The organism is Actinomadura sp. NPDC048394 (genome assembly GCF_040651755.1).
Classification (GTDB): Bacteria; Actinomycetota; Actinomycetes; order Streptosporangiales; family Streptosporangiaceae; genus Spirillospora; species Spirillospora montaniterrae.
The window spans coordinates 124,937-151,934 of record NZ_JBEZJL010000018.1; the positions used below are offsets into that span (position 1 = coordinate 124,937).

At 73.2% G+C, this 26,998-nt stretch carries 22 protein-coding genes; 10 read left to right on the plus strand and 12 right to left on the minus strand.

Annotated features, from left to right (window positions below):
- Positions 1 to 43 precede the first annotated feature (43 nt).
- Together lipA and AB0C78_RS15350 are read left to right on the plus strand one after the other, a co-directional pair.
- Positions 44 to 973: a lipoyl synthase gene (gene lipA / locus AB0C78_RS15345; RefSeq protein ID WP_360747353.1), complete on the plus strand. Its 930-nt coding sequence runs from the start codon at positions 44 to 46 to the stop codon at positions 971 to 973.
- Positions 974 to 1,060: 87 nt separating this feature from the next.
- On the plus strand, positions 1,061 to 1,756 hold the full coding sequence (locus AB0C78_RS15350; protein WP_360747356.1) for a DUF4191 domain-containing protein: 696 nt from the start codon (positions 1,061 to 1,063) through the stop codon (positions 1,754 to 1,756).
- 48 nt (positions 1,757 to 1,804) lie between these two features.
- On the opposite strand, the gene AB0C78_RS15355 is transcribed toward AB0C78_RS15350, so the two are convergent.
- Positions 1,805 to 2,290 carry an RDD family protein gene (locus tag AB0C78_RS15355; protein ID WP_360747359.1) on the minus strand — a complete coding sequence of 162 codons (486 nt, stop codon included), beginning with the start codon at positions 2,288 to 2,290 and terminating at the stop codon, positions 1,805 to 1,807.
- A gap of 178 nt (positions 2,291 to 2,468) precedes the next feature.
- Here AB0C78_RS15355 and glnA point away from each other — a divergent pair, with 178 nt between their 5' ends.
- Positions 2,469 to 3,893, plus strand: a complete 1,425-nt coding sequence (gene glnA / locus AB0C78_RS15360; protein ID WP_151540533.1) for a type I glutamate--ammonia ligase — start codon at positions 2,469 to 2,471, stop codon at positions 3,891 to 3,893.
- 126 nt (positions 3,894 to 4,019) lie between these two features.
- Here glnA and AB0C78_RS15365 read toward each other — a convergent pair whose 3' ends face one another.
- Positions 4,020 to 4,850, minus strand: a complete 831-nt coding sequence (locus tag AB0C78_RS15365; RefSeq protein ID WP_360747362.1) for an NAD(P)H-binding protein — start codon at positions 4,848 to 4,850, stop codon at positions 4,020 to 4,022.
- A gap of 88 nt (positions 4,851 to 4,938) precedes the next feature.
- Here AB0C78_RS15365 and AB0C78_RS15370 point away from each other — a divergent pair, with 88 nt between their 5' ends.
- Positions 4,939 to 5,517 carry a TetR/AcrR family transcriptional regulator gene (locus tag AB0C78_RS15370; RefSeq protein ID WP_360747365.1) on the plus strand — a complete coding sequence of 193 codons (579 nt, stop codon included), beginning with the start codon at positions 4,939 to 4,941 and terminating at the stop codon, positions 5,515 to 5,517.
- Here the strand turns inward: AB0C78_RS15370 and AB0C78_RS15375 are convergent.
- From AB0C78_RS15375 to AB0C78_RS15385, 3 genes are all read right to left on the minus strand, one after another.
- On the minus strand, positions 5,486 to 5,830 hold the full coding sequence (locus tag AB0C78_RS15375; RefSeq protein WP_360747368.1) for a hypothetical protein: 345 nt from the start codon (positions 5,828 to 5,830) through the stop codon (positions 5,486 to 5,488). The genes AB0C78_RS15370 and AB0C78_RS15375 overlap by 32 nt on opposite strands.
- Positions 5,831 to 6,150: 320 nt before the next feature.
- Positions 6,151 to 7,386 carry a helix-turn-helix domain-containing protein gene (locus AB0C78_RS15380; RefSeq protein WP_360747371.1) on the minus strand — a complete coding sequence of 412 codons (1,236 nt, stop codon included), beginning with the start codon at positions 7,384 to 7,386 and terminating at the stop codon, positions 6,151 to 6,153.
- Between the two features lie 35 nt (positions 7,387 to 7,421).
- Positions 7,422 to 8,780: a carboxypeptidase regulatory-like domain-containing protein gene (locus tag AB0C78_RS15385; protein ID WP_360747374.1), complete on the minus strand. Its 1,359-nt coding sequence runs from the start codon at positions 8,778 to 8,780 to the stop codon at positions 7,422 to 7,424.
- Positions 8,781 to 8,812: 32 nt separating this feature from the next.
- Between AB0C78_RS15385 and AB0C78_RS15390 the strand changes: the two genes are divergently transcribed.
- The gene (locus AB0C78_RS15390; RefSeq protein ID WP_360747377.1) at positions 8,813 to 11,041 is read left to right on the plus strand and encodes a DEAD/DEAH box helicase; all 2,229 of its coding nucleotides are present in this window, start codon (positions 8,813 to 8,815) and stop codon (positions 11,039 to 11,041) included.
- 78 nt (positions 11,042 to 11,119) lie between these two features.
- Complete coding sequence (locus AB0C78_RS15395; protein WP_360747380.1) at positions 11,120 to 11,512, plus strand: OsmC family protein; 393 nt, start codon at positions 11,120 to 11,122, stop codon at positions 11,510 to 11,512.
- A gap of 22 nt (positions 11,513 to 11,534) precedes the next feature.
- Here the strand turns inward: AB0C78_RS15395 and AB0C78_RS15400 are convergent, their stop codons facing one another.
- Positions 11,535 to 13,145 (minus strand): alpha/beta hydrolase, encoded by a 1,611-nt coding sequence (locus AB0C78_RS15400; RefSeq protein WP_360747383.1) that lies wholly within the window; start codon positions 13,143 to 13,145, stop codon positions 11,535 to 11,537.
- Between the two features lie 319 nt (positions 13,146 to 13,464).
- Here AB0C78_RS15400 and AB0C78_RS15405 point away from each other — a divergent pair, with 319 nt between their 5' ends.
- Positions 13,465 to 14,268, plus strand: coding sequence for a phosphatase PAP2 family protein (locus AB0C78_RS15405; protein WP_225991620.1), 804 nt, complete (start codon positions 13,465 to 13,467; stop codon positions 14,266 to 14,268).
- A 44-nt stretch (positions 14,269 to 14,312) separates the two neighbouring features.
- On the opposite strand, the gene AB0C78_RS15410 is transcribed toward AB0C78_RS15405, so the two are convergent.
- From AB0C78_RS15410 to AB0C78_RS15430, 5 genes are all read right to left on the minus strand, one after another.
- Complete coding sequence (locus AB0C78_RS15410; protein WP_360747386.1) at positions 14,313 to 17,381, minus strand: bifunctional [glutamine synthetase] adenylyltransferase/[glutamine synthetase]-adenylyl-L-tyrosine phosphorylase; 3,069 nt, start codon at positions 17,379 to 17,381, stop codon at positions 14,313 to 14,315.
- 18 nt (positions 17,382 to 17,399) lie between these two features.
- Positions 17,400 to 18,761, minus strand: coding sequence for a glutamine synthetase family protein (locus tag AB0C78_RS15415; RefSeq protein ID WP_360747389.1), 1,362 nt, complete (start codon positions 18,759 to 18,761; stop codon positions 17,400 to 17,402).
- A gap of 81 nt (positions 18,762 to 18,842) precedes the next feature.
- On the minus strand, positions 18,843 to 19,667 hold the full coding sequence (locus tag AB0C78_RS15420; RefSeq protein ID WP_360747392.1) for an amino acid ABC transporter ATP-binding protein: 825 nt from the start codon (positions 19,665 to 19,667) through the stop codon (positions 18,843 to 18,845).
- Entirely contained in the window at positions 19,664 to 20,497 is an 834-nt protein-coding gene (locus AB0C78_RS15425) for an amino acid ABC transporter permease (protein WP_151540543.1), read from the minus strand. The genes AB0C78_RS15420 and AB0C78_RS15425 overlap by 4 nt, the downstream gene beginning before the upstream one ends.
- Positions 20,494 to 21,300, minus strand: coding sequence for a transporter substrate-binding domain-containing protein (locus tag AB0C78_RS15430; RefSeq protein WP_360747395.1), 807 nt, complete (start codon positions 21,298 to 21,300; stop codon positions 20,494 to 20,496). Before AB0C78_RS15430 ends, AB0C78_RS15425 begins: the two co-directional genes overlap by 4 nt.
- 255 nt (positions 21,301 to 21,555) lie before the next feature.
- Here AB0C78_RS15430 and AB0C78_RS15435 point away from each other — a divergent pair, with 255 nt between their 5' ends.
- A complete protein-coding gene (locus tag AB0C78_RS15435; protein ID WP_360747398.1) occupies positions 21,556 to 22,566 on the plus strand; it encodes a terpene synthase family protein in 1,011 nt (336 codons plus the stop codon).
- Positions 22,567 to 22,707: 141 nt separating this feature from the next.
- On the opposite strand, the gene AB0C78_RS15440 is transcribed toward AB0C78_RS15435, so the two are convergent.
- Entirely contained in the window at positions 22,708 to 23,694 is a 987-nt protein-coding gene (locus AB0C78_RS15440) for a DUF5937 family protein (RefSeq protein ID WP_360747401.1), read from the minus strand.
- Positions 23,695 to 23,766: 72 nt separating this feature from the next.
- Between AB0C78_RS15440 and AB0C78_RS15445 the strand changes: the two genes are divergently transcribed.
- Together AB0C78_RS15445 and AB0C78_RS15450 are read left to right on the plus strand one after the other, a co-directional pair.
- Positions 23,767 to 25,026, plus strand: coding sequence for an MFS transporter (locus AB0C78_RS15445; protein ID WP_360747404.1), 1,260 nt, complete (start codon positions 23,767 to 23,769; stop codon positions 25,024 to 25,026).
- Between the two features lie 35 nt (positions 25,027 to 25,061).
- Positions 25,062 to 26,846 carry an NAD+ synthase gene (locus AB0C78_RS15450; protein WP_360747407.1) on the plus strand — a complete coding sequence of 595 codons (1,785 nt, stop codon included), beginning with the start codon at positions 25,062 to 25,064 and terminating at the stop codon, positions 26,844 to 26,846.
- Positions 26,847 to 26,998 lie beyond the last annotated feature (152 nt).

Here is a 26,998-nt window from a genome sequence, read left to right on the forward strand (position 1 = left end):
GCCGCGATGTGCCGGTGCGCTGATCGCGACGTACCCTGAACGGGTGACGACGGTGACACCCGAGGGGCGCAAGCTCCTGCGCATAGAGGCCCGCAACAGCCAGACCCCGATCGAGCGCAAGCCCGAATGGATCAAGACGCGGCTGAAGATGGGCCCGCAGTACAAGGAGCTCATCGGGCTGGTGAAGTCCGAGGGCCTGCACACGGTGTGCCAGGAGGCGGGCTGCCCCAACATCTTCGAATGCTGGGAGGACCGCGAGGCCACCTTCCTCATCGGCGGCGACCAGTGCACCCGGCGCTGCGACTTCTGCCAGATCGACACCGGCAAGCCCGCCGCGTTCGACCGGGACGAGCCCCGCCGCGTCGCCGAGTCCGTGGCCACGATGGGCCTGAAGTACGCCACCGTCACCGGCGTCGCCCGCGACGACCTGGAGGACGGCGGCGCCTGGCTGTACGCCGAGACGGTCCGGCGGATCCACGCGGCCGTCCCCGGCTGCGGCGTCGAGCTGCTGATCCCCGACTTCAACGCGGTGCCCGAGCAGCTCGCGGAGGTCTTCTCGTCGCGTCCCGAGGTGCTCGCGCACAACGTCGAGACCGTCCCGCGGATCTTCAAGCGGATCCGGCCCGGGTTCCGCTACGAGCGGTCCCTCGAGGTGATCACCAAGGCCCGGGAGGACGGCCTGGTCACCAAGTCGAACCTGATCCTCGGCATGGGCGAGACCCGCGAGGAGGTCTCCGCGGCGCTGCGGGACCTGCACGAGGCGGGCTGCGAGCTGATCACGATCACCCAGTACCTGCGGCCGAGCCCCCGCCACCACCCGGTGGAGCGGTGGGTGAAGCCCGAGGAGTTCGTGGAGCTGAACGCGGAGGCGGAGGAGATCGGCTTCGCGGGCGTCATGTCCGGGCCGCTCGTCCGCTCCAGCTACCGCGCCGGACGCCTCTACAAGCAGGCGATCGAGGCCCGCCAGGCCTGATTCCGCGGCGGCCGGCCGTCCTCGCCTGCGTTTCGCCCAGCGAGGACGGTGTCGGGACGGGGGTCCCGGCCGACTATCCTTGGGTTCATGTCGAAAACGCCCGCGGACGGGAGCCAGGAGCGTCCGGGCCGCCTCAAGCAGATCCGCATGGTCGCCCAGGTGCTCCGCCAGGCCGACCCGAAGGCCCTTCCGATCGTCGCCGCGTCGGCGATCGGCACCCTGATCGTCGTCATCGTGATCGGGCTGGTGATCGGCCGGCTGTGGTTCTTCGTCCCGCTGGGCATCCTGGCCGGCGCGGCCGTCGGCATGATCGTCTTCGGTCAGCTGGCGCAGCGCGCGCAGTACAAGGTGATCGCCGGGCAGCCCGGCGCGGCCGCCGCGGTGCTGAAGAACATGCGCGGCGACTGGACCGTCACCGAGGCGGTCAGCGGCAACCGGAACCTCGACATGGTGCACCGCGTGGTGGGCCGTCCCGGCGTCGTCCTCGTCTCCGAGGGCCCGCGCAACCGGGTCGGGCAGCTGCTGGGCGCGGAGAAGAAGCGGATCTCCCGCGCCGCGCAGCAGGTGCCGATCTACGACGTGCAGGTCGGCGACGACGAGGACCAGATCACCGTCGGCCAGCTGCAGCGGCACCTGATGAAGCTGCCCCGCAACCTGACCAAGGCGCAGGTCGGGGAGCTGAACGACCGGCTCCAGGCGCTGCCCCGGTCCATGCAGATGCCGAAGGGCCCGATCCCGAAGGGCGCGAAGATGCCGAAGGGCCCGAAGCCCAAGATGCGGTGACCGCACCCGGTCGGAGCGCCCCTTCGGGGGCGCTTTCCGTTTTCCCGGTCAGATGTTCACGACCGCGGTGTTGGACGCGCGGTCGTGCATGCCGCGGTAGTCGCGGTCCCAGATCAGCGCGGGCACGACGAGGACCAGCAGGAGCGCGCGGGCGAAGCCCATGAGGAACCCGACGGGGCGGCCGTCCAGCCGCACGACCCGGATGCCGCACAGCCGCTTGCCGATCGTGGTGCCGATCGTCGCGGTGAGCAGCCACCCCTGCACCCCGAAGATCACCAGCGTCCACAGGCTGCGCTGCGGCGCCGACCAGTCGAGGGCGCTCGCCAGGCCGGTCGCGACCAGCGTCGACAGCGCCCAGTCGATGAACAGCGCGAGCAGCCGGCGGCCGTAGGACGCGACGGCGCCGCTGCCGCTCTCCGGCAGCCCGAGGCGCTCGCCGGGACGGCCGAGGTCCGCTCCCGCCGCGCGCGCGCCGCCGAGCCACGTCTGCGTCCACCGCGGCCGTGCGGCCTGCTGCTCTTTACCACCGCTCATGGCCTCTACGCTATCCGCTCCCCTGGCGGGTTCCGACCCGGCTCCCCCGGGGGAGGGAACCCCCTGAGGGGCAGGACGCCCGGTGATCCGCGTAACACAGTCGAAACATATGGGACACGGCCGGGAAACGGCCCGGCCGTAGCCTGCGAGATGCCCAAGAGCGCACCAAGGAGGCTGGATGTTCAGCAGCGCCGAAGAGGTCCTGAGCTACCTCAGGAACGAAGGTGTTCGGTTCGTCGACTGCCGGTTCGTGGACCTGCCGGGCAAGATGCAGCACTTCACGTTCCCCGTCGAGAACTTCGGCGAGAGCGTCTTCACCGAGGGGCTGATGTTCGACGGCTCGTCGGTGCGCGGGTTCCAGGAGATCCACGAGTCGGACATGCTCCTGCTCCCCGACCCCGCGACCGCCGTGGTGGACCCGTTCCGCCAGCACAAGACCCTCATCCTGAACTTCTTCGTGCACGACCCGCTCACGGGCGAGCCGTACAGCCGCGACCCGCGCAACATCGCCAAGAAGGCCCAGGACTACCTGCGCGGCACGGGCATCGCCGACACGGTCTACTGCGGTCCCGAGGCCGAGTTCTACATCTTCGACGACGTCCGCTTCGAGACGAAGCAGAACGCCGGCTACTACTACCTCGACTCGGTCGAGGGCGCGTGGAACACCGGGCGCGAGGAGGAGGGCGGCAACCTCGGCGCCAAGCCCCCCTACAAGGGCGGCTACTTCCCCGTCCCGCCGATGGACCACTACACCGACCTGCGCTCGGAGATGGTCGCGCAGCTCATCGACTCCGGCATCGCCGTCGAGATGCAGCACCACGAGGTCGGCACCGCCGGCCAGGCGGAGATCGACTTCCGGTTCGACACGCTGCTGAAGACCGCCGACAACCTGATGCTGTACAAGTACATCGTCAAGAGCGTCGCGCGGCGGGCCGGCAAGACCGTCACGTTCATGCCCAAGCCGATCTTCGGTGACAACGGCTCCGGCATGCACGTCCACCAGTCGCTCTGGAAGGACGGCTCGCCGCTGTTCTACGACGAGGTCGGCTACGCGGGCCTGTCGGACGTCGCCCGGCACTACATCGGCGGCCTGCTCCGGCACGCCCCGTCGCTGCTGGCCTTCACGAACCCGACGGTGAACAGCTACCACCGGCTCGTCCCGGGCTTCGAGGCGCCGGTCAACCTGGTCTACTCGCAGCGCAACCGGTCGGCGTGCATCCGCGTCCCGATCACCGGCTCGAACCCGAAGGCCAAGCGCATCGAGTTCCGCGTGCCGGACCCGTCCTGCAACCCCTACCTCGCCTTCTCGGCGATGCTGATGGCGGGCCTGGACGGCATCAAGAACAAGATCGAGCCGCCGGAGCCGATCGACAAGGACCTCTACGAGCTGCCGCCCGAGGAGGCCCGCGCGATCCCGCAGGTCCCCGGCACGCTGCCGGCCGTGCTGGACGCCCTGGAGGCCGACCACGACTACCTGCTGGAGGGCGGGGTCTTCACCCCGGACCTCATCGAGACCTACGTCACGATGAAGCACGAGTTCGAGATCGACCCGATCCGGCTGCGTCCCCACCCGCACGAGTTCGAGATCTACTACGACGTCTGATCGTCGTTCCGGAAGGCCCGCGAGGACGCCTCGCGGGCCTTCCGCGTTTCCGGCGTCAGCCGATCCTGCGCGTGTAGACCACGCGGTCGACCAGGCGTTCCTGCCGGCCGGGCGGCCCCGAGGCGGTCAGGCGAAGGACGCGGCGTGCGCGGCGGCCCACTGCTCGAAGGTGCGGGGCGGGCGGCCCGTCACGTCGCGGACGGTGGTGGTCACGACCGATTCGTCCAGCGAACCGGCCACGTAGAAGTCGAAGAACGCGTCGACGTACTTCTCGGGCATGTTCTGGAGCATCTGCGCGCGGGCCTCGCCGTCCGGCTGGGCGTCCAGCCGCAGGTCGCGGCCCAGCACGCGGCCGAGGATCCGCAGCCGGTCGGCGGGCCGCAGCGGCTCCGGGCCGGTGACGCGGAGCACGCGGCCCCGCTGGTCGTCCCTCAGCAGCGCGGCCGCGGCGACGGCGCCGATGTCGGCCGGGTCGATCACCGCGATCGGCACCCCGGCGAACGGCGCGCGCACCGCGTCGCCGGCCTTGAGCTGCGGGATCCACTCGAACGTGTTGGACATGAACCCGCTCGGCCGCACGATCGTCCAGGCGAGCCCCGAGGCGCGGACCGCGTCCTCCGACTCGATCATGTAGCGGCTGACGGCGTTGGTCAGGTCGCCCGACTCGGCCGACGACCCGGACAGCAGCACCACGTGCTCGACCCCGGCGCGTCCCGCCTCGGCGAGCAGCTCGGCCATCCCGTCGTAGCCGGGCAGGAGGAACAGCCCCCGCACGCCCTCCAGGGCCGGTGCGAGCGTCTCCGGCTTGTTCAGGTCGCCGGTGACGTACTCGACGCCGTCCGGACCGTCCACCGGGGCGCCGCCCCGGGTCAGCGCCCGAACCGGCTCCCCGGCGACCGCCAGCGCCGCCGCGACCTCGCGCCCGACATTGCCCGTCCCGCCCGTCACCAAGAACATCGCTCCGCGCTCCCCTCTTTGTTAGGGAACGTTCCCTAACAAAGAGGTACGCTAGGGCCATGCGTCGGATCTGGCAAGGGGTCCGGTGATGCGCCGCAGCGCCGCCGAGACACGCGAGCACCTCCTCGAGGTCGCCCACGACCTGTTCTACTGGCAGGGCATCAAGGGCGTCGGCGTGGACAAGATCGCCGCCACGGCCGGCGTCGCGCCCACGACCCTCTACCGGCTGTTCGCGTCCAAGGACGACCTGATCACCGCCTACGTCACCCGCGCGGACGGCCTCTACAAGGAGTGGTTCGACGCCACCGCCGCCGACGAGGACCGGCCCGCGCGCGCCCGGATCCTCGCGCTGTTCGACGCGCAGACCGAGCAGATCCAGCCGGACCGCTGCCGCGGCTGCCCGTTCCTCATGGCGCTCGCCGAGATCCCCGACGCCGCCCACCCCGCCCACCAGGCCGCCGCCGGGACGAAGCGGTGGGTCCGCGCCCGCTTCGCCGCCCTCGCCGCGTCCGCCGGGGCCACCGACCCCGGCACCGTCGGCGACCAGCTCGCGCTGGCCTTCGAGGGCGCCTACGCGTCCGTCCAGGCCCTCGGCACCGGCGGCCCGGCCCGCCGCGCCCGCCGCCTCGCCGAACTCATCCTCGACGCCGCGTCACGAACCCCCTGACCCGCCGCCGCTCCGCCTCCCCGCGCAGAACCTCCGCCGCCCGCCCGAACGACCCCACCCGCGCCCTGATCTCGACGACCGCGCGTCCCGTGTCATGGCACGGCGCCAGCGGATCAGCGGTGGACGCGACGAACCACGGCACCCCGCCCACACCCGCCTTGACCCGCACGCTCTCGCCGAACCGCGCCGAGAGCAGGACCCGCACCGACGCCGGATCGGCCCCGAAACACCGCTGAACGGCCAGCCCCGCCCGCTCCAGCGCCCCGGCCAGCCGCTCCAGGTGGACGACGTCCTCTCCCCCGCGCTCCGTCATGCGTCGTGCCAGGTGACAGTGGACGCGGCGCCGCGCCGTGCCTCGGCGACCAGCCCGAGGTCCACGTAGACGGCCCGGCCGAGTGGACACAACGCCACACGCCGCACGCAGCCCCGCGTCCCCGGCGGCGCCCCCGCCAGAGCCTCGCGAACGTGCCGCCGCGCCGCGTCCCTGTCATCAGTGACCCCACCAGCCCCGCCCTCCGCGAATACATCCCAGGTGAAGAGCTCGCAGCCCGTGCGTTGTGGTTCTGTGTACGACATGTAACGCAGAGTGCCCGGACGGTCGACGCCGAGGGGACAGGGTTCCTGTCCCCTGGTTCAGACCAGCAGGCCGATGCGATCCGCCAGGGTGCGAGCGCCGCGCCGCACGTCCGGCGAGCCCTCGGAGGCCAGCTCGACGGTCATGCGCCGGGCGTAGCCGTTGTAGCGGACGGTTTCAGGGGCGGCGGTCTGGGCGTCGTCGAGCGCGGCGAGGGTCGCGGCCTGGTCGCCCGTGAGCTGCCAGGCACGCGCCACCTCGACGAGGTGGCGGCCGCGGCGAGGCTGCGAGGGGATGGTGGCGCGGGACGCGCGGAGGGCGTGCCGGCGCGCCTCACCGGCCTGACGGAGTTCGACGGCGATGGTGACGGCGTGGGCTCCCATGATGACCTGCGAGAACGAGGTCATCGGGTCGTAGTGGGCGGCCGGGAGCGTGCGGGCGATGCGGTCGGCCTCGTCCCACCAGCGCCACGCGGTGCCGGACTGCCCGGCGCGCGCGGCGGTGTAGGCGACCTCGTGGTGGAGGGCGCCCCACATGGCGCGGAGAGCGGCGTCGTCCCTGGTGAGGCGGGGCCGTAGCCACTCGAGGCCCTCGCGGTTGACCGCCTCGGCCGCGTCGAAGTCGCAGGCGTCCCGGTGCGCCTGGGCGGCGAGCCAAACGGCGCCGCCGAACGCCTTCGGGTCCTCCGATTCCTCGGCCGCCATGATGCTGCGCTCGACGACGCGCCAGAGGAGGTCCGCGGACGGCTGGTAGGCGAGGAAGAACTGGGCGAGGTTGTAGATCTGCGCGAGCAGCGCCAGGGCGCGGCGCCGCTGCGCGCCCTCGTAGGCCCGGACGGCGCGCTTGGCGTCCCTGATCAGGTCGGGCAGCAGGGCGCCGAGCACGGTGCGGTGGTCGGGTGCGGCGTGCCGGGCCCGCCACGCCGCGTCCAGCCTTGCCTGGAGGTGGGCGAGCGGCGGGGGCGGGTCGGTCATGGAGACGGCGACGGCGTTGATCGCGTCGCGGACGGCGCCCAGCGCGGGGTGCCCGGGCCCCCGGAACATCCTCGTGGGCATCGGGCCGCCGCCGGTGAGGCGCGCCACGTCCCGCAGCTTCAGCGCTTCGGCGAGCCCCAGCAGGGTGGGGAGCTTCGGTTCGCCGATCTCGCCGCGTTCGACGGCCTTGACCCAGCGCGCGTTCCTGCCGATGAGGCCGCCGAGCACCTCGCGGGACATCCCGCGCCGTTCGCGGAAGTAGCGGATGCGCTGCCCGACGGTCAGATCGGGGTCGGCCGGATCGATGCCTCGCTCGTCCATGGGCCCGCCGCCTTTCGAGGGTGTTGCTTTTCAGGTTAGGCGGGGTGGGCGCCGTGGACGGGGGTGTCGACGACGAAGTCCTGGCGGTGGGTGCGGCCGGCGGTGAGGAGCACGCGGGCCACGGCGGGCGTATGTCCCCGGGCGAGGAGGAGGACGGTGACGAAGTCCTCCGGGAGGCCCGCGGCGGCGTAGCGGCCCTCGTCGTCGGTGCGGGTGCGCATGAGCTGGTGGCCGCCGGTGGCGAGGACGGTGACCAGGGCGTCGGTGACGGGGTCGCCGGACGTGGTGCGGACGGTCCCGACGAGGCCGGGGATCACGTCGCCGAAGTGCTCGTGGTGGGCGGGGCTGATGGCGTGCGGGACGGGGGCCTCGAAGGTGGGGTCCTCGACCATCTCCTCTTCCGCGCTGGCGCCGGCTTCGGCCTGGGCGGCCTTGCGGCGCTGGAGGTAGGCGCCGACGCCGATGAGGACGAACCCGGCGGCGGCCCAGCCGCACAGGACGAGGGTGGGGCGCAGCAGGCCCTCGTTGTCGAAGTAGAAGATGCCGTGCAGGGCGTCCAGGAGGTTGCCGAGGGGCATGACGGGGTGCAGGGCGCGGAAGAAGCCGGGGACGAGCTGGTACGGGATGGCGCCGCCGCTGGACGGGATCGAGAGCAGCACGAACAGGGTGATCGCGACGCCGGGGATGAACTGGCGGACGAACGGGACGAGGCCGTAGCTGAACTGGGCGACCGCCTGGGTGATGAGGAAGCCGTAGGCGATGGCGAGGGGGTCGTTGGGGACGACGTCCATGGCCAGGGCGATGTAGAACCCGACGACGGCCATGAACGCGCCCATGCCGGCGAGGGTGAGGACCTTGGCGCGGCGGCTGAGGGTGACGGCGCGCATCAGCATCATGACGGCGATGTAGGGCGCGATGTTCCAGGCCATGGACAGGTAGAACAGGCCGGTGCCGGTGACGTCGCCCTTGGCGGTGGGGACGAGTTCGACGGTCCGGATGGTCTGCCCTCCTTGTTTCGCGACGGCGGTGAAGGTGCTGGTGGCGGCCTGTTCGAGGAAGGTGCCGTCGGCTTTGGCGATGTAGAGGGTGGCCTGGGCGGGGCCTTCGACGGTGTAGGCGGCGACGGCCTGGCGGGTGAGGATCTTCTTGCGGGCGGCGGACGCGTCCTCGACCGGGATGACCTCGAACGCGCCGGGCGCCTTCTGGTCGAGCGCGGGGCCGAGCCGCTGCGCGACGGCCGGCGGCGCCACCGCGACGCGGACGTCGTGCGGCGACGGGGAGTGGAACGGCAGCATGTAGCAGATCAGGAAGCCGAAGAAGAACAGCAGCGGGAACCACAGGCTTCCGGCGAGCGACATGAGCAGGGTCGGCTCGTCCTCGGGGTCGTCGGTCACGCGCGGGGACCTTTCTGGACGGATCGGGCGCCGTGCGGGCGGTGCGGCGGCGCGGCGCTGGCATCATGTGCCGGGAGATCGCGGCGGAGGGAGCGGCGGGCGGGATGGCGGGCGAGCCCAAGGAGGTCCTGCGGAACGGTCGCGTTCTGCTGGACGCCGCCCATGCCCTGATCACCGATCACCGGCGCGCGGTCGCGGAGGTGCACGAGGCGCTGGGGCCGCTGCGGGCGGAGGCGGCGCGCGGGCAGCTGGCGGAGATCCCGGTCGCGCGGCTGAAGGACGTGACGGACGGACGGCTGCGCCTGACGCCGCTGGAGCAGGCCGGGCTGACGAGCGTCCTGGACGTGCTGGACGCGACGCAGTACCGGCTGCAGCTGATCCCGGGCGTCGGGCCGCAGACGGCGGCGCAGATCCGGGCGGCGGCGGGCAGTCTGGCGGAGGCGGCGGAGCGGGCGGCGGGCATCCGGATCGACGCCGGGCGGCGGGATCCGGCGACGTCCGCGCTGGTGGTGGCGCTGCACCGGCTGGTGAACGCGGGCCCGGACCTGCCGCGCGCCCGCAAGGCGGCCGAGGAGCTGGACGAGCGGCTGAGCCCGCTGGTGCACGACGCGCTGCCTGCGGCGTCGTGGTGGCGGCGCGTCTTCGCTGGCCCGGCGCGCCGGGAACGCGCGCGCGGCGCGCTCGCGGAGCTGGCGGACGCGGTCGAGCGGGCCCGGGACGCGCACCTGATGATCGCGCAGGCGTCGGTGGACCTGCTGCGTCCGGGCGTGTCGGCGGACGAGGCGTGGATCGACTACGAGCTGCGCGGGTCGGATTACCAGACGCTGCTGGCGGAGCTGGCCGCCGTGGGCCCCGAGCGGGCTGCGGCGGAGGGGTACCTGCCGGACGATCTCGCCGCGCGGGTCAAGGCGCAGCCCCTGGACGAGACGTACCGGCGGGTGTCGCTGCGCGGCTACCAGTCGTTCGGGGCGCGGTTCGCACTCGTCCAGCGGCGGGTGATCCTCGGCGACGAGATGGGGCTGGGGAAGACGGTCCAGGCGATCGCGGCGATCGCGCATCTGCGCGCGGAGGGCGCGACGCACTTCCTGGTGGCGTGCCCGGCCAGCGTGATGATCAACTGGGTGCGGGAGATCGAGGACCGCAGCCGGCTGGCGGCGCATCCGCTGCACGGGCCGGGGCGGGCGGCGGCGCTGGCGGCGTGGGCGGACGCGGGCGGCATCGCGGTGACCACGCTCGACACGCTGCACGCGCTGGACGTCCCGGACGGGGTGCCCGTCGCGATGGTCGTGGTCGACGAGGCGCACTACGCGAAGAACCCGGAGACGCGGCGGGCGAAGGCGGTGGCGGCGTGGTGCGCGCGGGTCGAGCGGGTGCTGTTCCTCACCGGGACGCCGATGGAGAACCGCGTCGAGGAGTTCCGCAGCCTGGTCGGGCATCTGCGGCCGGACCTCGTCCCGTCGATCAGGCCGAGCGACGCGGCGGTGGGCCCGCGGGCGTTCCGGCGGGCGGTCGCGCCCGCGTACCTGCGCCGCAACCAGCGCGACGTGCTGGTGGAGCTGCCCGAGGTGCAGGAGATCGAGGAGTGGGAGGAGTTCAGCGCCGCGGACGAGGCCGCCTACCGGCGCGCCGTCGCGGACGGCAACTTCATGGCCATGCGGCGCGCCGCGTACGCCGATCCGAAGCGGTCGGCGAAGCTGGCCCGGCTCACCGAGCTGGTCGACGAGGCGGACCGCAACGGCCTGAAGGTCGTGGTGTTCTCCTACTTCCGGGACGTGCTCGCGGCCGTCGAGCTCATGGTCGGCCCGGCGGCGCGCGGGCCGATCTCCGGTTCGATGCCGGCGGCGCGGCGCCAGCGGCTCGTGGACGACTTCACCGCCGAGCCGGGGCACGCGGTGCTGCTGGCGCAGATCCAGGCGGGCGGCGTCGGCCTGAACCTGCAGGCCGCCTCCGTGGTGATCATCTGCGAGCCGCAGGTGAAACCGACCATGGAGGAGCAGGCGATCGCCCGCGCGCACCGCATGGGGCAGGCCCGGACCGTCCAGGTCCACCGGCTGCTCACCCCGCGCGGGGTGGACGAGCGGATGCTGCGGATCCTGCGGGGAAAGGCCCGGTTGTTCGACGAGTACGCGCGCCGCAGCGATCTCGCGGAGCGCACGCCGGACGCGGTCGACGTCTCCGAGCAGGCCCTGGCGCGGCAGATCGTCCAGGAGGAGCAGGAGCGGCTCGGCACGGCGCCGCGACCGGGTGAGACGGCGCCGTGAGGGCGGGAAGAAGCATCGTGCCCGGCGTGTTCGGGCAGGCGGGCCCGGTACGGGCCGCCGAGGATCGGAGGGGATGACATGGCCGAGGTCAGGGTGGAGCGCACCGAGGACGGTTTCCAGGCCGTCAACGGGCGGGGCGCCCGCGTCGCCATCGGGGACGGCGACACCGAGGGGGCGTTCACGCCGGTCGAGCTGCTGCTGGCGGCGCTCGGCGGCTGCGAGCTCGTGACCGTGGAGCCGCTGACGGCGCAGCGCGGGCACCGGATGGCGCGGCTCGCCGCGACCGTCCAGGCCGACAAGGTCGAGACGAGCAGGCTCGGCACGATCACGGTCACCTACGACGTCGAGCTGCCCGAGGGCGACGACAAGGCCGAGGACGTCCTGAAGGCGGTGGCGAAGCGCGTCCACGAGCGGTACTGCACGGTCGGGAACGCGCTGAAGGAGCCGATGAAGGTCGACCAGATCGTCTGACCCCGCCTCGGCCGGCACCGGGTCAGTCACACGTCGCGCCGTCCGCCGGGAGCAGGCCGTCCAGCAGGTAGGAGTCGACGACGCGGCGGACGCAGGAGTCGCCGGTGTCGTAGGCGCCGTGCCCCTCCCCCTTGAGGGTGAGGAGCGCGGCGCGGCCGCCGAGCGACCTCACCAGCGCGGACGCCCACGCGTACGGGGTGGCGGGGTCGCCGGTGTTGCCGACGACCAGGATCGGCGCGGCGGACGGCGCGGACACCTCGCGCGCCGCGTCGTCGCCCTTCACCGGCCAGCCCGTGCACTGCAGCAGCCCCCACGCCATCGACGGCCCGAACACCGGCGAGGCCTCGCGGAACTTCGGCATCAGCCGGCGGACGTCCGCGACGGTGTAGCGGTCGGTGCCGTCCGCGCAGGTGATCGCGGTGTTCGCGGCCGTCAGGTTGTCGTAGGTGCCGTCGTTCTTGCGGCCGTTCTGCAGGTCGGCGAGCATCAGCAGGAGCGTCCCGTCGTGGCGTTTGACGGCGTCCACGAGGCCCTGCGCGAGGTAGGGCCATGCCTGCTTGGTGTAGAGGGCCGCGGCGGCGCCCGTGTCGCCGAGGCTCTGGGTGAGCCTGCGGCCCCCGGACGTCTTGAGCGGCTTGCGGTCGAGGCCGGCGAGGATCTTCCCGGCGGCCGCCGCGACGGATTCGCCGTCGCCGCCGAGCGGGCACGCCTTCGCGCCGAGCCGGGCGCAGGCCGCGCCGAAGTCGAGCAGGGCGTGCTGGAACCCGGCGGCCTGCTGGAGGCCGAGGTCCGCGGTGGTCAGCCGCGTGTCGACGGCCCCGTCCAGCACGGCGCGGCCGACGTTTCCGGGGAACTGGTGCGCATAGTTGCCGCCGAGCCAGGTGCCGTAGGAGATCCCGAAGTAGTTCAGCTTCGGGTCGCCGACCGCGGCGCGGATCGCGTCCAGGTCGCGGGCGGCGCTGAGCGTCCCGACGTGCGGCAGCAGGCGCCCCGACGCCGCCTCGCACGCCTTGGCGTAGGACGCGCGGCGCGCGAGGTAGGCGGTCTCCTCGGCGGAGGTGTCGGGCGTGTCGTCCTCCGCGGTGATCTGGTCCATCGTCCGGTCGTTCACGCAGGTGACCGGGGAGCTGCGGCCGACGCCGCGCGGGTCGAAGCCGATCAGGTCGTAGCGGGCGTTGAGGGTCGTGTACTCGGACGCGGCCTGCGCCAGGGTGTCGACGCCGTCGCCGCCGGGCCCGCCGAAGTTGAACAGCAGCGACCCGATCCGGTGGCCCGGGCCCGTCGCGGGGATCTTCACCAGCGCGAGGCCGATCGTCCCCGAGGACGGGTCGGCGTAGTCCAGGGGGACCTTCAGGGTCGCGCACCGGTAGCGGGACTGCGAGGTGCCGGGCTCCGGGGCCGGCAGGCCGGTGCAGCGCTTCCACTCCGCCGCCGGAACGGCCCCATCGTCTGCGCTGGTTCCGTCTGCGCTGGTTCCGTCTGTGCCGGTCCCGCCCGTGATGGTCGCGGCCGCGTTGACGGCCGCCGCCCGGCCCGGGCGGTCCGTCCACCCGGAGCATGAGATCAGTCCGAAAGCGGCCAGCGTGGCCGTGCTTGCCGTCGCAATGCCGGGTATGGACCCGATCGAGGCCATTCGTCCCCCTGCTCGTTCGTGGGGGGCCGAACGTGATCTACCCATGGCCTCCTATGCTGATTCCTGATCAAGTTCACAGGCTCCAAACGGAGGCAGGACCCCGGCACCCCGGGGCCCCTCCCCCGAAAGTCCGGATGCCGCGTCAGGGTCGTACTACTCAGGTCTGAGACGAAGACCATTCGCGGCGGTGATCTCAAAAGGGGGCCGCGAGGCAAAGATAGGTAGCATGGCTCATTCCGCCCCCCCAGCAGCGCACCGAGGCCGGTCCGGCACCGGCCGTGGTGAGCCGCGAAGCAGCGCCGCGACGAAGCGGCCCCGGGTGCTCACGGCGCCGCCGGTGTGGCGCGAGCTGCTCCTGCTCGTGCTCTTCTACACGGGCTATACGCTCACGCGCATCGTCCTGGTTCAGGACGGCACCGGCCCGGCGTTCACGCACGCCTACCAGATCCTGCACGCGGAGAAGCTGCTGGGCCTGGACGTGGAGCTGGGCCTGAACAAGACGCTGATCAACGTGCCGTGGCTGGCCCGCACCGCCAACATGTTCTACGCCACCATGCACTTCATCCTGACGGCGCTGGTCGTCGTCTGGCTGTACCGGTACCGGCCGCGGGAGTACCGCTGGCTGCGCACCGGCATCATGGCGGCGACCGCGCTGGCCCTGATCGGCTTCTGGCTCTACCCCCTCGCGCCGCCGCGGTTCCTGCACAGCGCCGGGTTCGTCGACCCGGTCACCGCGCTGCACTCCTTCGGGCTGTACTCCAGCGACGCGTCCGGCAGCCTCACCAACCAGTACGCGGCGATGCCGTCGATGCACGCCGGCTGGGCGCTGTGGTGCGGGTTCGTGCTGGTCAAGTTCGTGTCGCAGCGCTGGGCGAAGGTCCTCGGGGTGATCTACCCGGCCACCACCGTGTTCGTGATCCTGTCGACCGCCAACCACTACGTGCTGGACGCCGTCGTCGGGATGGCGCTGATCGGCGGGTCGCTCGGGGTCGCCTGGCTGCTCTACACCCGCTGCCCGCAGCCCGTCATCGACCTGCGGGACCGGGCCGTCCAGCGGATCCGGCACCCGCACGGCGGCGGCGCCGCCCGCCGCGCCGACCCGGCCGCGGGATCACGCTGCTGACCCGGCCCGGCCGGGCGCCGGGCGGGATCACCCGCGCCCGCTGATCAGGCCTCGGCGCCGTAGAAGACCCGGTCCACCACGGCGCGGGCGCGGCGGGCGTGCCGGCGGTAGTCCTCCAGCAGGTCCCCCGTCCCCGGGTAGCCGAGGACGCGGCTGACGGCGGTGCGCTCCCGGTGGTGGTCGGTCGGCAGCAGGTCCGACGCGCGGCCCCTCACCAGCATGAGCGAGCCGCGGATCCGGGTCGCCAGGCACCACGCGTCCGTCAGCACCTCCGCGTCGCCGGGGTCGAGCAGCCCGGCCTCCGCCGCCGCCTCCAGCGCCGCGAGGGTCCGGGTGGTGCGCAGCGCCGGGACGTCGTGGGCGTGCCGCATCTGCAGCAGCTGCGCCACCCACTCCACGTCCGACAGGCCGCCCGGTCCGAGCTTGATGTGCAGCCGGCGGTCGACGCCGCGCGGCAGCCGCTCGGACTCCATCCGCGCCTTCAGCCTCCTGATCTGCCGCAGCGCGTCGTCGCCGACGCCGTCCTCCGGCCAGCGGATCGGGTCGATCAGCGCGCGGAACCGCTCGCACAGCCCCGGGTCGCCGATGACGGGGTCGGCGCGCAGCAGCGCCTGCGCCTCCCACGGCTGCGACCAGCGCCGGTAGTACGCCGCGTACGAGGCGAGGGTGCGGACGAGCGGCCCCTGCCGCCCCTCCGGGCGCAAGTTCGGGTCGATCTCCAGCGGCGGATCGGGGGCGGGCAGCGCGAGCAGCCGGCGCAGCTCCTCGGCGACGGCGTGCGCGGCGCGCCCGGCGGCCCGCTCGTCGGCGCCGGGGTGCGGGTCGTGCACGAACATCACGTCGGCGTCGCTGCCGTAGCCGAGCTCGTGGCCGCCGAACCGGCCCATGGCGACCACCGCCACCCGGGTCGGCAGCGGCTCCCGCGCCTCCATCTCGATCTTGGTGACGGCGGCGCGGAGCGCGGCCTCGACCGTGACGGCGGCGATGTCGGTGAGGGCCTCCCCGACCGTCTCCACCTCGGCGAGCCCGAGCAGGTCGGCGACCGACACGCGGAACAGCTCGCGGCGGCGCAGCCCGCGCACGACCGCGACCGCCTCCTCCGCGGGCCCGCCGCCCTCGGCGTGCCTCCGGACCGCCGCGAGCATCTCGGCCCGCAACGCCTCCAGCGGGCGCGGCGCCAGCCCGTCGGTGGTGCCGAGCAGCGCCACCGCCTCCGGGGCGCGCAGCAGCAGGTCGGTGGCGTACCGGCTGGACCCGAGCACCCACGCCATCCGCTCGGCGACCGTCACCTCGTCGCGCAGCAGCCGCAGGTACCAGGGCGTGGTGCCGAGCGCGTCGCTGACCTGCCGGAACCCCAGCAGCCCGGCGTCCGGGTCGGGGGCGTCGGCGAACCAGCCGAGCATCACCGGCAGCAGCGTCCGCTGGATCGCCGCGCGCCGCGACACGCCCGAGGTCAGCGCCTCGATGTGCCGGAGCGCGCCCGCCGGGTCGGCGTAGCCGAGCGCCTCCAGCCGGGTGCGGGCGGCCTCGGGGGTGAGCCGGGCCTCCTCCCCGGGGAGCCGCGCGACGGCGCGCAGCAGCGGCCGGTAGAACAGCTTCTCGTGGATGCGGCGGACCTCGCGGGCGTGCCGCCGCCACAGCGCGGTGAACTCGCCGACCGGGTCGGTGCGCAGGCCGAGGGCCCGGCCGAGCCGCCGCAGGTCCGCCTCGTCGTCCGGGACGAGATGGGTGCGGCGCAGGTGGTGCAGCTGGATCAGGTGCTCGACGCGCCGCAGGAACCGGTACGCCGACGTCAGCGCCGCCGCGTCGTCGCGCCCCACGTAGCCGCCCTGCGACAGCTCGGCGAGGGCGTCCAGGGTGTTCGGGCTGCGCAGCGTGTCGTCGGCGCGGCCGTGCACGAGCTGCAGCAGCTGCACCGCGAACTCGACGTCGCGCAGCCCGCCGGGGCCGAGCTTCAGCTGCCGCTCGGAGTCGCCGGTGCGGCGGTCCAGGTCCTTCTCGACGCGGCGCCGCATGTCCTGGACGTCCTGGACGAAGCTCTCGCCCTCGGCGGCCTTCCAGACGATCGGGGTGATCGCGTCCATGTACCGGGCGCCGAGCCCCGCGTCCCCGGCGACGGGCCGGGCCTTCAGCAGCGCCTGGAACTCCCAGGTCTTGGCCCACCGCTCGTAGTAGGCGCGGTGGCTGGCGAGGGTCCGGACGAGCGGGCCCGCCTTGCCCTCGGGACGCAGCGCCGCGTCCACGTCCCAGAGGGCGCCCTCCTCCGTCGAGGCCGAGCACGCCCGCATCATCGCCGAGGCCAGCCGGGTCGCGATGCGCAGCGCGGCGTCCTCGTCCTCGCCCTCGCGCGCTTCCGCCACGAAGATCACGTCGACGTCGCTGACGTAGTTCAGCTCCCGGCCGCCGCACTTGCCCATGCCGATCACCGCGAGGCGGCAGGCGGCGTGCCCGCCGACCTCCGCGCGGGCGATGGCGAGGCCCGCCTCCAGCGCGGCGGCGGCCAGGTCGGCCAGCTCGGCGGCGACCTCGGCGACGTCCGCGGCGCCGATCAGGTCGCGGCCCGCCAGCGACAGCAGCCGCCCCCGATACGCGGCGCGCAGCGCGACGAGCGTCTCCGTGCCCGCGCCGGACGCCACCGGGTCCTCGGCGGACGGGTCGGCGCCCACCGCCTCCAGCAGCGCCGCGCGCAGCGCCCCCGCGGACGGGCGGCGCGGTGCGTCCGGCTCGTCCGGCTCGGCGGGCGCGCCGTCGTCGCGCAGCACCCGCCAGTGCCCGGGATGCCGGACGAGATGGTCGCCGAGGGCGTCGCTGACCCCGAGGACGGCGGCGATCCGCTCCCGCGTGCCCGGTTCGGCGCGCAGCGCGGCGCGCAGGCCCGCCCCGGCGCCGCGCTCGTCCGCCGACGCCAGCACCCGCAGCAGCCCGCTCAGCGCGAGATCGGGGTCGGCGGTCCCGCCGAGGGCGTCGAGGAGATCGTCACCGATCCCCGCCCCGGCGTCCCGCTCGGCCTCCGCCAGCAGCCGCTCGGCGTGCCCGGCGTCGGTGAACCCGAGCCGCGCCAGCCGGCCGGCGAGGGAGGGACGGCGACGATCGGTGGTCCACGGCTCGCTCACGTTCCAACCGTATTCCGGTCAGAGCACCGCCAGCAGCCTCTTGCGCTCGAACTCGGTGACCTGCCGCCGGTAGTCCTCCCATTCCTGGCGCTTGTTGCGCAGGAAGAAGTCGAACACGTGCTCGCCGAGGACGTCCGCCATCAGCTCGCTGCGCTCCATCGCCCGGACGGCCTCGTCCAGGTTCTGCGGCAGCGGCTCGATGCCGAGCGCGCGCCGCTCCGCCGGGGTGAGCGCCCACACGTCGTCCTCGGCGCCCTGCGGCAGCTCGTAGCCCTCCTCGATGCCCTTGAGGCCGGCGCCGAGGATCGCCGCGAACGCCAGGTAGGGGTTGGCGGCGGTGTCCAGCGACCGGAACTCGATGCGGGTCGAGTGGCCCTTGTGCGGCTTGTACATCGGCACCCGGACGAGCGCCGACCGGTTGTTGTGGCCCCAGCAGATGTAGGACGGGGCCTCTCCCCCGGCGCCCGCCGCGGACCCGACGTTGCCCCACAGCCGCTTGTAGGAGTTCACCCACTGGTTGCAGACCGCGGTGATCTCGGCGGAGTGCCGCAGCAGGCCCGCGATGAACGCGCGGCCGACCTTGGACAGCTTGAACTCCGCGCCCGGCTCGAAGAACGCGTTCCGGTCGCCCTCGAACAGCGACATGTGGGTGTGCATGCCGGAGCCGGGGTGCTCGGTGAACGGCTTCGGCATGAACGTGGCGTGCACGCCCTGGTCGAGCGCGACCTCCTTCATCACCAGCCGGAACGTCATGATGTTGTCGGCGGTGGTGAGCGCGTCGGCGTACCGCAGGTCGATCTCCTGCTGGCCGGGGGCGCCCTCGTGGTGGCTGAACTCCACCGAGATCCCCATCGACTCCAGCATCATGATCGCGTTGCGCCGGAAGTCGTGCGCCGCGCTGTGCGGGGTGTGGTCGAAGTACCCGCCCGCGTCCGCCGGATCGGGCTCGCGGCCGTCCTCCGGCTTGTCGTTGAGCAGGAAGAACTCGATCTCGGGATGGGTGTAGAAGGTGAAGCCGAGGTCGGCGGCGCGCGCCAGCGCCCGCTTGAGCACGTAGCGCGGGTCGGCGAAGCTCGGCGTGCCGTCCGGCATCAGGATGTCGCAGAACATCCGGCCGACGCCGGGCGACTCCGAGCGCCACGGCAGCACCTGGAACGTGGACGGGTCCGGTTTGGCGATCATGTCGGCCTCGTACACGCGGGCGAAGCCCTCGATCGCCGACCCGTCGAACCCGATGCCCTCGCCGAAGGCGCCCTCCAGTTCGGCGGGCGCCACGGCCACCGACTTCAGGAACCCGAGCACGTCGGTGAACCACAGCCGGATGAAGCGGATGTCGCGCTCCTCCAGCGTGCGGAGCACGAACTCCTGCTGACGGTCCAAAGCCTTCTCCCTCGGTGACGCGGTGCCGGCCGCACTTGTCCGGCCCGACCTGCAGTATGCCCGGACGCTGTTACCGCGACGTTACGCGTTCGCCCCGTCAGAACCGAACTTATCCGACGGACCGGAACCTTCTACCCGCGCGGCCGCCGGATCGAGCACCCGGGACAGGAAAGCGCGGGTCCGCTCGTGCTCCGGATCGGCGATCACCCGGGACGGCGGGCCCTCCTCGACGACGACGCCGCCGTCCATGAAGACCACCCGGTCGGCGACCTCGCGCGCGAACGACATCTCGTGGGTGACGACGAGCATGGTCATCCCGGTCTCGGCGAGGCCGCGCATGACGCCCAGCACGTCGCCGACGAGCTCGGGGTCCAGCGCGGACGTCGGCTCGTCGAACAGCATCACCTCGGGGCCCATCGCGAGCGCGCGGGCGATCGCCACGCGCTGCTGCTGCCCGCCGGACAGCTTGGCGGGGTAGGCGTCCACCTTGTCGGCGAGCCCGACCCGCTCCAGGTTCTCCCGGGCGATCCGCTCGGCCTCCGCCCTGTCGCGCTTCAGCACCTTGCGCTGCGCGATCGCGACGTTGCCGAGCGCGGTCAGGTGCGGGAACAGGTTGAACGACTGGAACACCATGCCGATCCGGCGGCGCACCGCGTCGATGTCGACGTCGGGGTCGGTGACCTCCACGCCGCCGACCCGGACCGTCCCCGCGGTCGGCTCCTCCAGCAGGTTCACGCAGCGCAGCAGCGTCGACTTGCCCGACCCGGACGGGCCGATGACGCACACCACCTCGCCGCGCTCGACGTGGAAGTCGATGCCGCGCAGCACCTCGTTCGCGCCGAACGACTTGCGCAGCCCGCCGATCTCGACGGCCCGGCCGGCGCCGGGCGTGTCCCACGTGGTCATCGCTGCTCCCTGCGCTGCCGCGCCTCCAGCCGCCTGGCCAGCAGGCTCAGCGGGATCGTGATGATCAGATAGCAGATGCCCGCCACGATGATCGGCGTGGTGTTGCCCTGCTGGCCGGCGAGGTCCCGGCCGAACTTGGTGAGCTCGCGCTGCTCCAGCGTGATGCCGAGGAACAGCACCAGCGAGGAGTCCTTGCACAGCAGCACCAGCTCGTTGGTGAGCGGCGGGATGATGATCCGGAACGCCTGCGGCAGGATGATCGACCGCATCGCCCGGCCCTGCGACATGCCGAGCGAGCGCGCCGCCTCCAGCTGCCCCCGCGGGACGGCCTCGATGCCGGCCCGGATCGTCTCGGCCATGTACGCGGCGGCGGCCAGCCCGAGCGCGAGGCCCGCCTGCCCGACCGCGCCGCCGGGGATGGTCGTGCCGGGGAACGCCAGCGGCACGCCGACGCCGACGAAGATGAAGATCAGCAGCAGCGGCAGGCCGCGGAACATCTCGATGTAGGCCGTCGCGAACCAGCGGTACGGCAGCACCGGCGACAGCCGCATCAGCGCGATGACCAGGCCCAGCACCAGCCCGATGCCGAACCCGACCGCCGTGTAGAGGGCGGTGTTGCGCAGCCCGACGGTGATGATGTCGGGGAACAGGCCCTTGGCGACCTGCCAGTTGGCGAAGTTCGTGTGCAGCTGGCGCCAGTTCGCGAGCGCGCCGATCAGCACGACGATGACGACGAACAGCCCGTACTGGCCGCCGAGCGAGAGCCGCCGGCGGCTCCGGCGGGACAGCCCGCCGGAGCGCGCCGGGAGGGCCGCCTCGTCCGCGGTCACGACGGCTTACCGGCGGCGGCCGGCATTGGACCGATCCACTTCTCGTAGATCCGCTTGTAGGTGCCGTCCTTCTTCGCCTGCTCGATCGCCTGGTTCGTCAGCTCGACGAGCTTCTTGTTGTGGTCCTTGCGGATCCAGAACCCGTACTGCTCGCCGGTGTTGAGGTTCGCGACGATCTCGTACTTGGCGTTCGCCGGGTCCTTCAGCCAGCCTTTCACGACCGGGTCGTCCTGCACGATCACGTCCACCTGGCCGGTGCGCAGGCCGTCCAGCTCGGCGTTGGAGTTGTCGAACGAGGACGGGTCGAAGCCCTTGCCCTTGACGAAGTCCTCGCCGGTGGTGCCCGCCTGCGAGCCGAGCTTCAGCTTCCTGGACTTCACGTCCTCCAGGCTCGTGATGCCGCTGCCCTTCTTCGCCATCAGCGACTGCGTGGCGTCGAAGTACGGCTCGCTGACGTCCATGAACTTCACCCGGTCGGGCTTGATCGTCATGCCGCCCATGACGATGTCGCACTTGCCGGCGTTCAGCGCCGCGCCCGTCTTCATCGTCTCGAACGGGGTGTCGACGACCTTCTGCGTGACGCCGAGCTTCTTGGCGACGAGGTCGATCATGTCGACGTCGAAGCCGACCACCTTGCCGCCCTGCTCCACCTGGAACGGCGGGTAGGGCAGGTGCGTGCACGACGTCAGCGCGCCCTTCTTGATCAGCTTGACGCCCTGCACGGTCGCGCCGTCGCTGCCGCCGCACGCCGAAGCGGTCAGCGCCAGGGCGGCGACGCCCGCGCCCAGTGCCCAACGCCTCATCGCGTTCTTCGGGCGGCAGCCCCGGGGGTCTGGGGGTCCGCCCCCAGGGGTAGCGCTGGTCCGTCTGGACACGTTTCCTCCTGAGTCGAGCTCTTCGCGATCACCGAACTATGCCATGCCGGCCCGGGCGCACGGCATACCCCACGCTGACCCTGCGCGCCCGGCGTTTCCCGAGAATTGACGTTGCGATCATGGTCCGCCCGGACGTTGATCATTAGCGTGGGCCGTGTCGTGGACATCTCTCTTCTTCTCTCGATGACCGACCGGGCCGCCGCGCTGGCCGCCCCGTCGGCCATGCACCCGGAGTCCTGGCAGCTGGGCGCGCAGGTGGAGGCCTGGGCGCGCGGCCGCGGCCTGGTGCTCGGAGATCCGGACACCTCGCCGCTCGGCCGCGCCCGCTGCGAGCGACTGGCCGCCCGCGTCTTCCCGGACGCGGACCTGGCCGCCGTCGACCTGTTCGCGCGCTGGCTCACCTGGGCGCTCGCCCTGGACGACACCCTCGACCATCCGCCGCTCGCCGACAGCGGCAGCGCCGTGCACGCCCTGTACGACGACCTGCTGCGCGCGATGCGCCGCGGCCACGCCCGGCCCGGCGCCCGCCCGCTGGAGTCCGCGCTGGTCGAGCTCTGGCAGGCCACGTCCAAGGGCATGAGCCGGGACTGGCGGCGCCGGTTCATCCTGCAGCTGGAGGCGCACCGCGACGGCTGCGCGGAGGAGGCCGTCAACCGGCGCATCCGGCACGTCCCGACGCCGGTGGAGTTCCCGGCGCTGCGCCGCCGGGCCTGCGGACCGTTCCTGTACGACCTCGTCGAGCCGGTGCTCGGCGTCGAGCTGCCGGCGCGGCTGCTGCGCACGCCCCGCTGGCTGACGGTCGCCGAGAGCGTCGCCGACGTCGTCGCCTGGTCCAACGACCTCGCCTCGCACGAGATGGAGACCGCCCGCGGCGACGTGCACGGGCTGCCCGCCGTCCTCGCGTCCGCGCACCGGCTCGCCCCGGAGCAGGCGGCCGCCATGGTCACCGACAAGATCGCGGCGCGGCTGGACCAGGCGTGGAAGGCGGCCCGCCGGCTGCCGGAGATGCTCGACCGGCTGCAGCTGACGGTCGCGCAGCGCGCCGCCGCCGCGCAGGTCGTCAAGGTCCTGCTGGACGTCCCGCGCGCCCACATGGACTGGCTCGCCGAATCCGGCCGCTACGAGTCCGCCGCCCCGGCCCAACTCCGCCTGGACGCTCTTTCTGATTGCAGAGCCCTTGGCGTCGGGCGCTAGAGCGCCCTCCTTCGGCGGGCCCTGCGGCGATCGCTGCATCGCTCCGGCTCGCCCGGGGGCTCGCTGCGCGATCGGATTCTCGCTTCGCTCGAATCCGGCTTCGCTCGCGATCGCAACGCTCGGGTCGCCGTGGGGCCAGGGTCAAAGAGCTGTGCGACCGGCACTGTCGGCGAGGGTGTCGCCGGAGGGGGTTCGGGCGTAGAGGACGCGGCGGCCCAGGCGGTGGCCGGTGACGAGGCCGCAGGCGCGCAGGACGCCGAGGTGCTGGCTGACCGCGCCCGCCGTCACGCCCATCCGGGCCGCCAGCTCCGTCGTGGACGCGGGCGTGGCGAGCGCCGTGAGCAGCTCGGCGCGGCGGCGGCCGATCAGCGCGGCCAGCGCGTGCGGGCCCCCGTGTTGGTCGCGTCCGGTCTCCCACAGCGTCGCGACGCCGGTCGGCGGGTAGCTGAGCATGGGCTGGTAGGGCGGCACCATCACCGACACGTTCGGCCACACGAACGCGCTCGGGACGAGCAGCAGGCCGCGGCCGAGCAGCTCGCCGCGGAAGTCCCAGCGCCGGTCGATCATCAGGGTCCCCGCGCGCCAGGAGACGTCCTGGTGCAGGTCGCCGAACACCCCGGCGGTGCCGTGCGCCGCGAGCGCGCGCGTGCGGCGCAGGACGTCCCCTTCGAGGAGGTCGCGCAGCCGCGGCCAGTACGGTTCGACGGCGGCGGCCCAGTACCGCTCCAGCAGGCCGGCGAGGGTCTCCAGGGTCCGTTCGGGCTCGGCGGCCATCGCGAGGCGCTCGGGCCCGGCCGGGCCGCCGCGCTCGGTCCACAGCAGCTCGGCGGCGACGACCTCCGGCGGCGTGCTCCGGACGACCTCGAGCTCGGCGTCCAGGTCGGGCAGCGGCGTGTCCGGCGGCGGGGTGAGGAAGTCGGGGATGTACCCCCACGACGGGACGGCCGCCAGCAGCGGCCCCATGTCGAGGCCGCGCAGCCGGGGCCGGACGCCGTGCACCCACGGCAGGTGCAGGGCGTGCCCCGACGGGTCGGTGAGCACCCGCAGGCTGCGCACCAGCTCCCACAGCGGCGAGAACGCGAACCGGACGCGGGCGGCGTCGTCCGGCGCGAACACGAGCTCGATCACGGGGCGGCCTCGGTCATTTAGCCCACACTAAATCAATGCCGCGGTCCGCGGCGTTCCCGGACCATCGTGCAAGTGACCACATTGGACGACACTCCTGTCGGTCCCCCGCCGGGGCGGATCGCGGCGTTCCTGCGGCCGCGGGTCGGCGGCCTCCCCCGGACGTTCTGGGTGCTGTGGGCGGGCTCCCTGCTCAACCGGCTCGGCACGATGGTCGAGCCGTTCCTCGGCCTGTACCTGACCACCGCGCGGGGCCTGTCGCTCGGGCAGGCGGGCGCCGTCATGGCGGTGCTCGGCGCCGGCTCGTTCGGCGGGCAGCTCGCGGGCGGCGCGCTCGCCGACCGGTTCGGCCGGCGCGCGACGCTGACCTGCGCGACGGTCGGCACGGGCGCGGCGATGCTGGCGCTCGGCTACGCGCACGGGATCGTGACGATCATCGTGGCGGCGCTCGTCCTCGGCCTGCTCCTCGACATGTACCGGCCCGCGGCGCAGGCGATGGTCGCCGACATCATCTCCCCGGCGGAGCGGCCGCGCGCGTTCGGGCTGCTGTTCTGGGCGGTGAACCTCGGCTGGGCGGTCTCGATGGTGCTCGGCGGCACCCTCGCCCGCGAGGGGTTCCAGCTGCTGTTCTGGATCGACGCCGTCACCTGCGCGGCGTTCGGGCTGCTGGTGTGGCGCGCCGTCCCGGAGACCCGGGTGCGCGGCGCCGGCCGGGACGACGGGCCGGGCGGGTTCGTCCAGGTGCTGCGCGACCGGGTCATGGTCGGCTACGTGACGGTCATGCTGTGCTACACGTTCGTGCTGATGCAGGGCATGACCACGATGCCGCTCGCGATGAAGGAGGCAGGGCTCGGGCCGCAGGACTACGGCATCGCGATCGCCGCCAACGGCGTGCTGATCATCATCGTGCAGCCGCTGGTCAACGCGTGGCTGAGCCGCCGCGACCACAGCCTGGTCATGGTCGCCGGGTTCGTGCTGGTCGGCGCCGGCTACGGGCTGACCGCGCTCGCGTCCTCCACGGCCGGCTTCACCGCGACGATCCTCGTCTGGACGCTCGGCGAGATCACCGCCGCGTCCGTGCTGCAGGCCGTCGTCGCCGACCTCGCGCCGCCGCACCTGCGCGGCCGCTACAGCGGCCTGTACGGGATGGCGTGGTCGGGCGGGTTCCTGCTGGCGCCGCTGGGCGGCACCCAGCTGCTCGGCGCCGGCGGTCCGGCGCTGCTCTGGCTGAGCTGCACGGGCCTGGCGTTCGGCGCCGCCGCCGGGCAGCTCGCGCTCGCACCGGCGATCCGGCGGCGCCGCGCCGCAGTGATCGACCCCACCTTTTCGTCATAGTGACGAGACTGCGTGCGCCGAACTAGGCTGGGGCCGTGGCACAGCTCAGGATCGCGCTCGCGCAGGTGAACCCGACCGTCGGCGACCTCGACGGCAACGCCGACCTGATCGTCGACTGGGCCGCCCGCGCCGCCGGCGCGGGCGCCCACCTGGTCGCGTTCCCCGAGATGATGCTCACCGGATACCCGGTCGAGGACCTCGCGCTGCGCGCCTCCTTCGTCGAGGCGTCCCGCCGCGCCCTGGAACGCGTCGCCGCCCGGCTCGCCGCCGAGGGCCTCGGCGACCTCCCCGTCGTCACCGGCCACCTCGACCGCCCGCCCGTCGGCCTCGTCCGCGCCGGGCAGCCGTCCGGCCTGCCGCTGAACGCCGCCGCCTGGCTGCACGGCGGCGAGGTCCTCGTCCGGACCGCCAAGCACCACCTCCCCAACTACGGGGTGTTCGACGAGTACCGCGTCTTCGTCCGCGGCGACCGGCTCCCCGTCGTCCGCGTCCACGGCGTCGACGTCGCCACCGCCATCTGCGAGGACCTCTGGCAGGACGGCGGCCCCGTCAGCGTCGCCGGCGAGGCCGGCGCGGGGCTCCTCCTCGTCCTCAACGCCTCCCCCTACGAGCGCAACAAAGACGACGTCCGCCTCGACCTGTGCGCCGCGCGCGCCCGCGAGGCCGGCTGCGCGCTCGCCTACGTCAACACGGTCGGCGGCCAGGACGAGCTCGTCTTCGACGGCGACTCCGTCATCGTCGGCGCGGACGGCTCCCTGCTCGCCCGCGCACCCCAGTTCGTCGAGCACCTCCTCGTCGCCGACCTCGCGCTGCCCGCCGCCGACCCCGCCGCCGAACCCGGCCGCACCCCCGCCGACGCCCACGACGGCACCACCATCACCATCGACCGGCTCGCGCTGTCCGCCGACCCGGTGCCCGCCTACCCCGTCGCACCGCAGACCGTCGCCGAGCCCCTCGACGACCTCGCGGAGATCTACGCCGCGCTCGTCCTCGGCACCCGCGACTACGTCCGCAAGAACGGCTTCCGCTCGGTCATCCTCGGGCTGTCCGGCGGCATCGACTCCGCGCTCGTCGCCACCATCGCCTCCGACGCCCTCGGCCCGGAGAACGTGCACGCCGTCCTGCTGCCGAGCCGCTACTCCTCCGAGGGCTCCGTCACCGACGCCGAGGAGCTCGTGAAGCGCCAGGGGATCGGCTCCCGGATCGTCCCGATCGCCGGGATGGTCGAGGCGTTCGAGGCCGAACTGGACCTGCACGGCCTCGCCGCCGAGAACCTCCAGGCCCGCATCCGCGCGAACGTCTGGATGGGGCTGTCGAACGAGCACGGCCACCTCGTCCTCACCGGCGGCAACAAGAGCGAACTGGCGACCGGCTACTCCACCCTCTACGGCGACTCCGCGGGCGGCTTCGGCCCCATCAAGGACGTCTTCAAGACCACCGTGTGGGACCTCGCCCGCTGGCGCAACACGCAGGCCGGCGTCGGCCTGCCGTTCCTGCACCCGTTCGCGCAGGAGCCGATCCCGCAGGTGATCATCGACAAGGAGCCGTCCGCGGAGCTGCGCCCCGGCCAGCGCGACAGCGACAGCCTGCCCGACTACGCCGTCCTCGACCCGCTCCTCGCCGACTACGTCGAGCACGACCTCGGCCGCGACGCCCTCGTGGCCGCCGGCCACGACCCGGCCCTCGTCGACCGCGTCATCCGCCTCGTCGACCTCGCCGAGTACAAGCGCCGCCAGTACCCGCCCGGCCCCAAGATCACGCCGAAGAACTTCGGCCGCGACCGCCGCCTCCCCATCACCACCCGCTGGCGCGAGCGGTAGCAGTGTTCCCCCAGGGGGACGACCCCCTGGAACCCCCGTCACGACCGGCAGGCCGTTTCCCGCTCCGCTGGAGCACCCCGCCAAAACGCCTGCCCGTCGGCGGGCGGGGCCCCGCGCGCCCCCCGAGACCCCCCCCCACGGCCCCCCCCCCC

Excerpts from the sequence above, each read along its gene's own strand:
- AB0C78_RS15350 (WP_360747356.1), top strand. The coding sequence starts at position 1,061 with ATGTCGAAAACGCCCGCGGACGGGAGCCAGGAGCGTCCGGGCCGCCTC.
- AB0C78_RS15435 (WP_360747398.1), top strand. The coding sequence starts at position 21,556 with ATGACCGACCGGGCCGCCGCGCTGGCCGCCCCGTCGGCCATGCACCCG.
- AB0C78_RS15370 (WP_360747365.1), top strand. The coding sequence starts at position 4,939 with ATGCGCCGCAGCGCCGCCGAGACACGCGAGCACCTCCTCGAGGTCGCC.
- AB0C78_RS15380 (WP_360747371.1), bottom strand. The coding sequence starts at position 7,386 with ATGGACGAGCGAGGCATCGATCCGGCCGACCCCGATCTGACCGTCGGG.
- AB0C78_RS15395 (WP_360747380.1), top strand. The coding sequence starts at position 11,120 with ATGGCCGAGGTCAGGGTGGAGCGCACCGAGGACGGTTTCCAGGCCGTC.
- AB0C78_RS15355 (WP_360747359.1), bottom strand. The coding sequence starts at position 2,290 with ATGAGCGGTGGTAAAGAGCAGCAGGCCGCACGGCCGCGGTGGACGCAG.
- AB0C78_RS15420 (WP_360747392.1), bottom strand. The coding sequence starts at position 19,667 with ATGACCACGTGGGACACGCCCGGCGCCGGCCGGGCCGTCGAGATCGGC.
- AB0C78_RS15430 (WP_360747395.1), bottom strand. The coding sequence starts at position 21,300 with ATGAGGCGTTGGGCACTGGGCGCGGGCGTCGCCGCCCTGGCGCTGACC.
- glnA (WP_151540533.1), top strand. The coding sequence starts at position 2,469 with ATGTTCAGCAGCGCCGAAGAGGTCCTGAGCTACCTCAGGAACGAAGGT.
- AB0C78_RS15365 (WP_360747362.1), bottom strand. The coding sequence starts at position 4,850 with ATGTTCTTGGTGACGGGCGGGACGGGCAATGTCGGGCGCGAGGTCGCG.
- AB0C78_RS15400 (WP_360747383.1), bottom strand. The coding sequence starts at position 13,145 with ATGGCCTCGATCGGGTCCATACCCGGCATTGCGACGGCAAGCACGGCC.
- AB0C78_RS15375 (WP_360747368.1), bottom strand. The coding sequence starts at position 5,830 with ATGACGGAGCGCGGGGGAGAGGACGTCGTCCACCTGGAGCGGCTGGCC.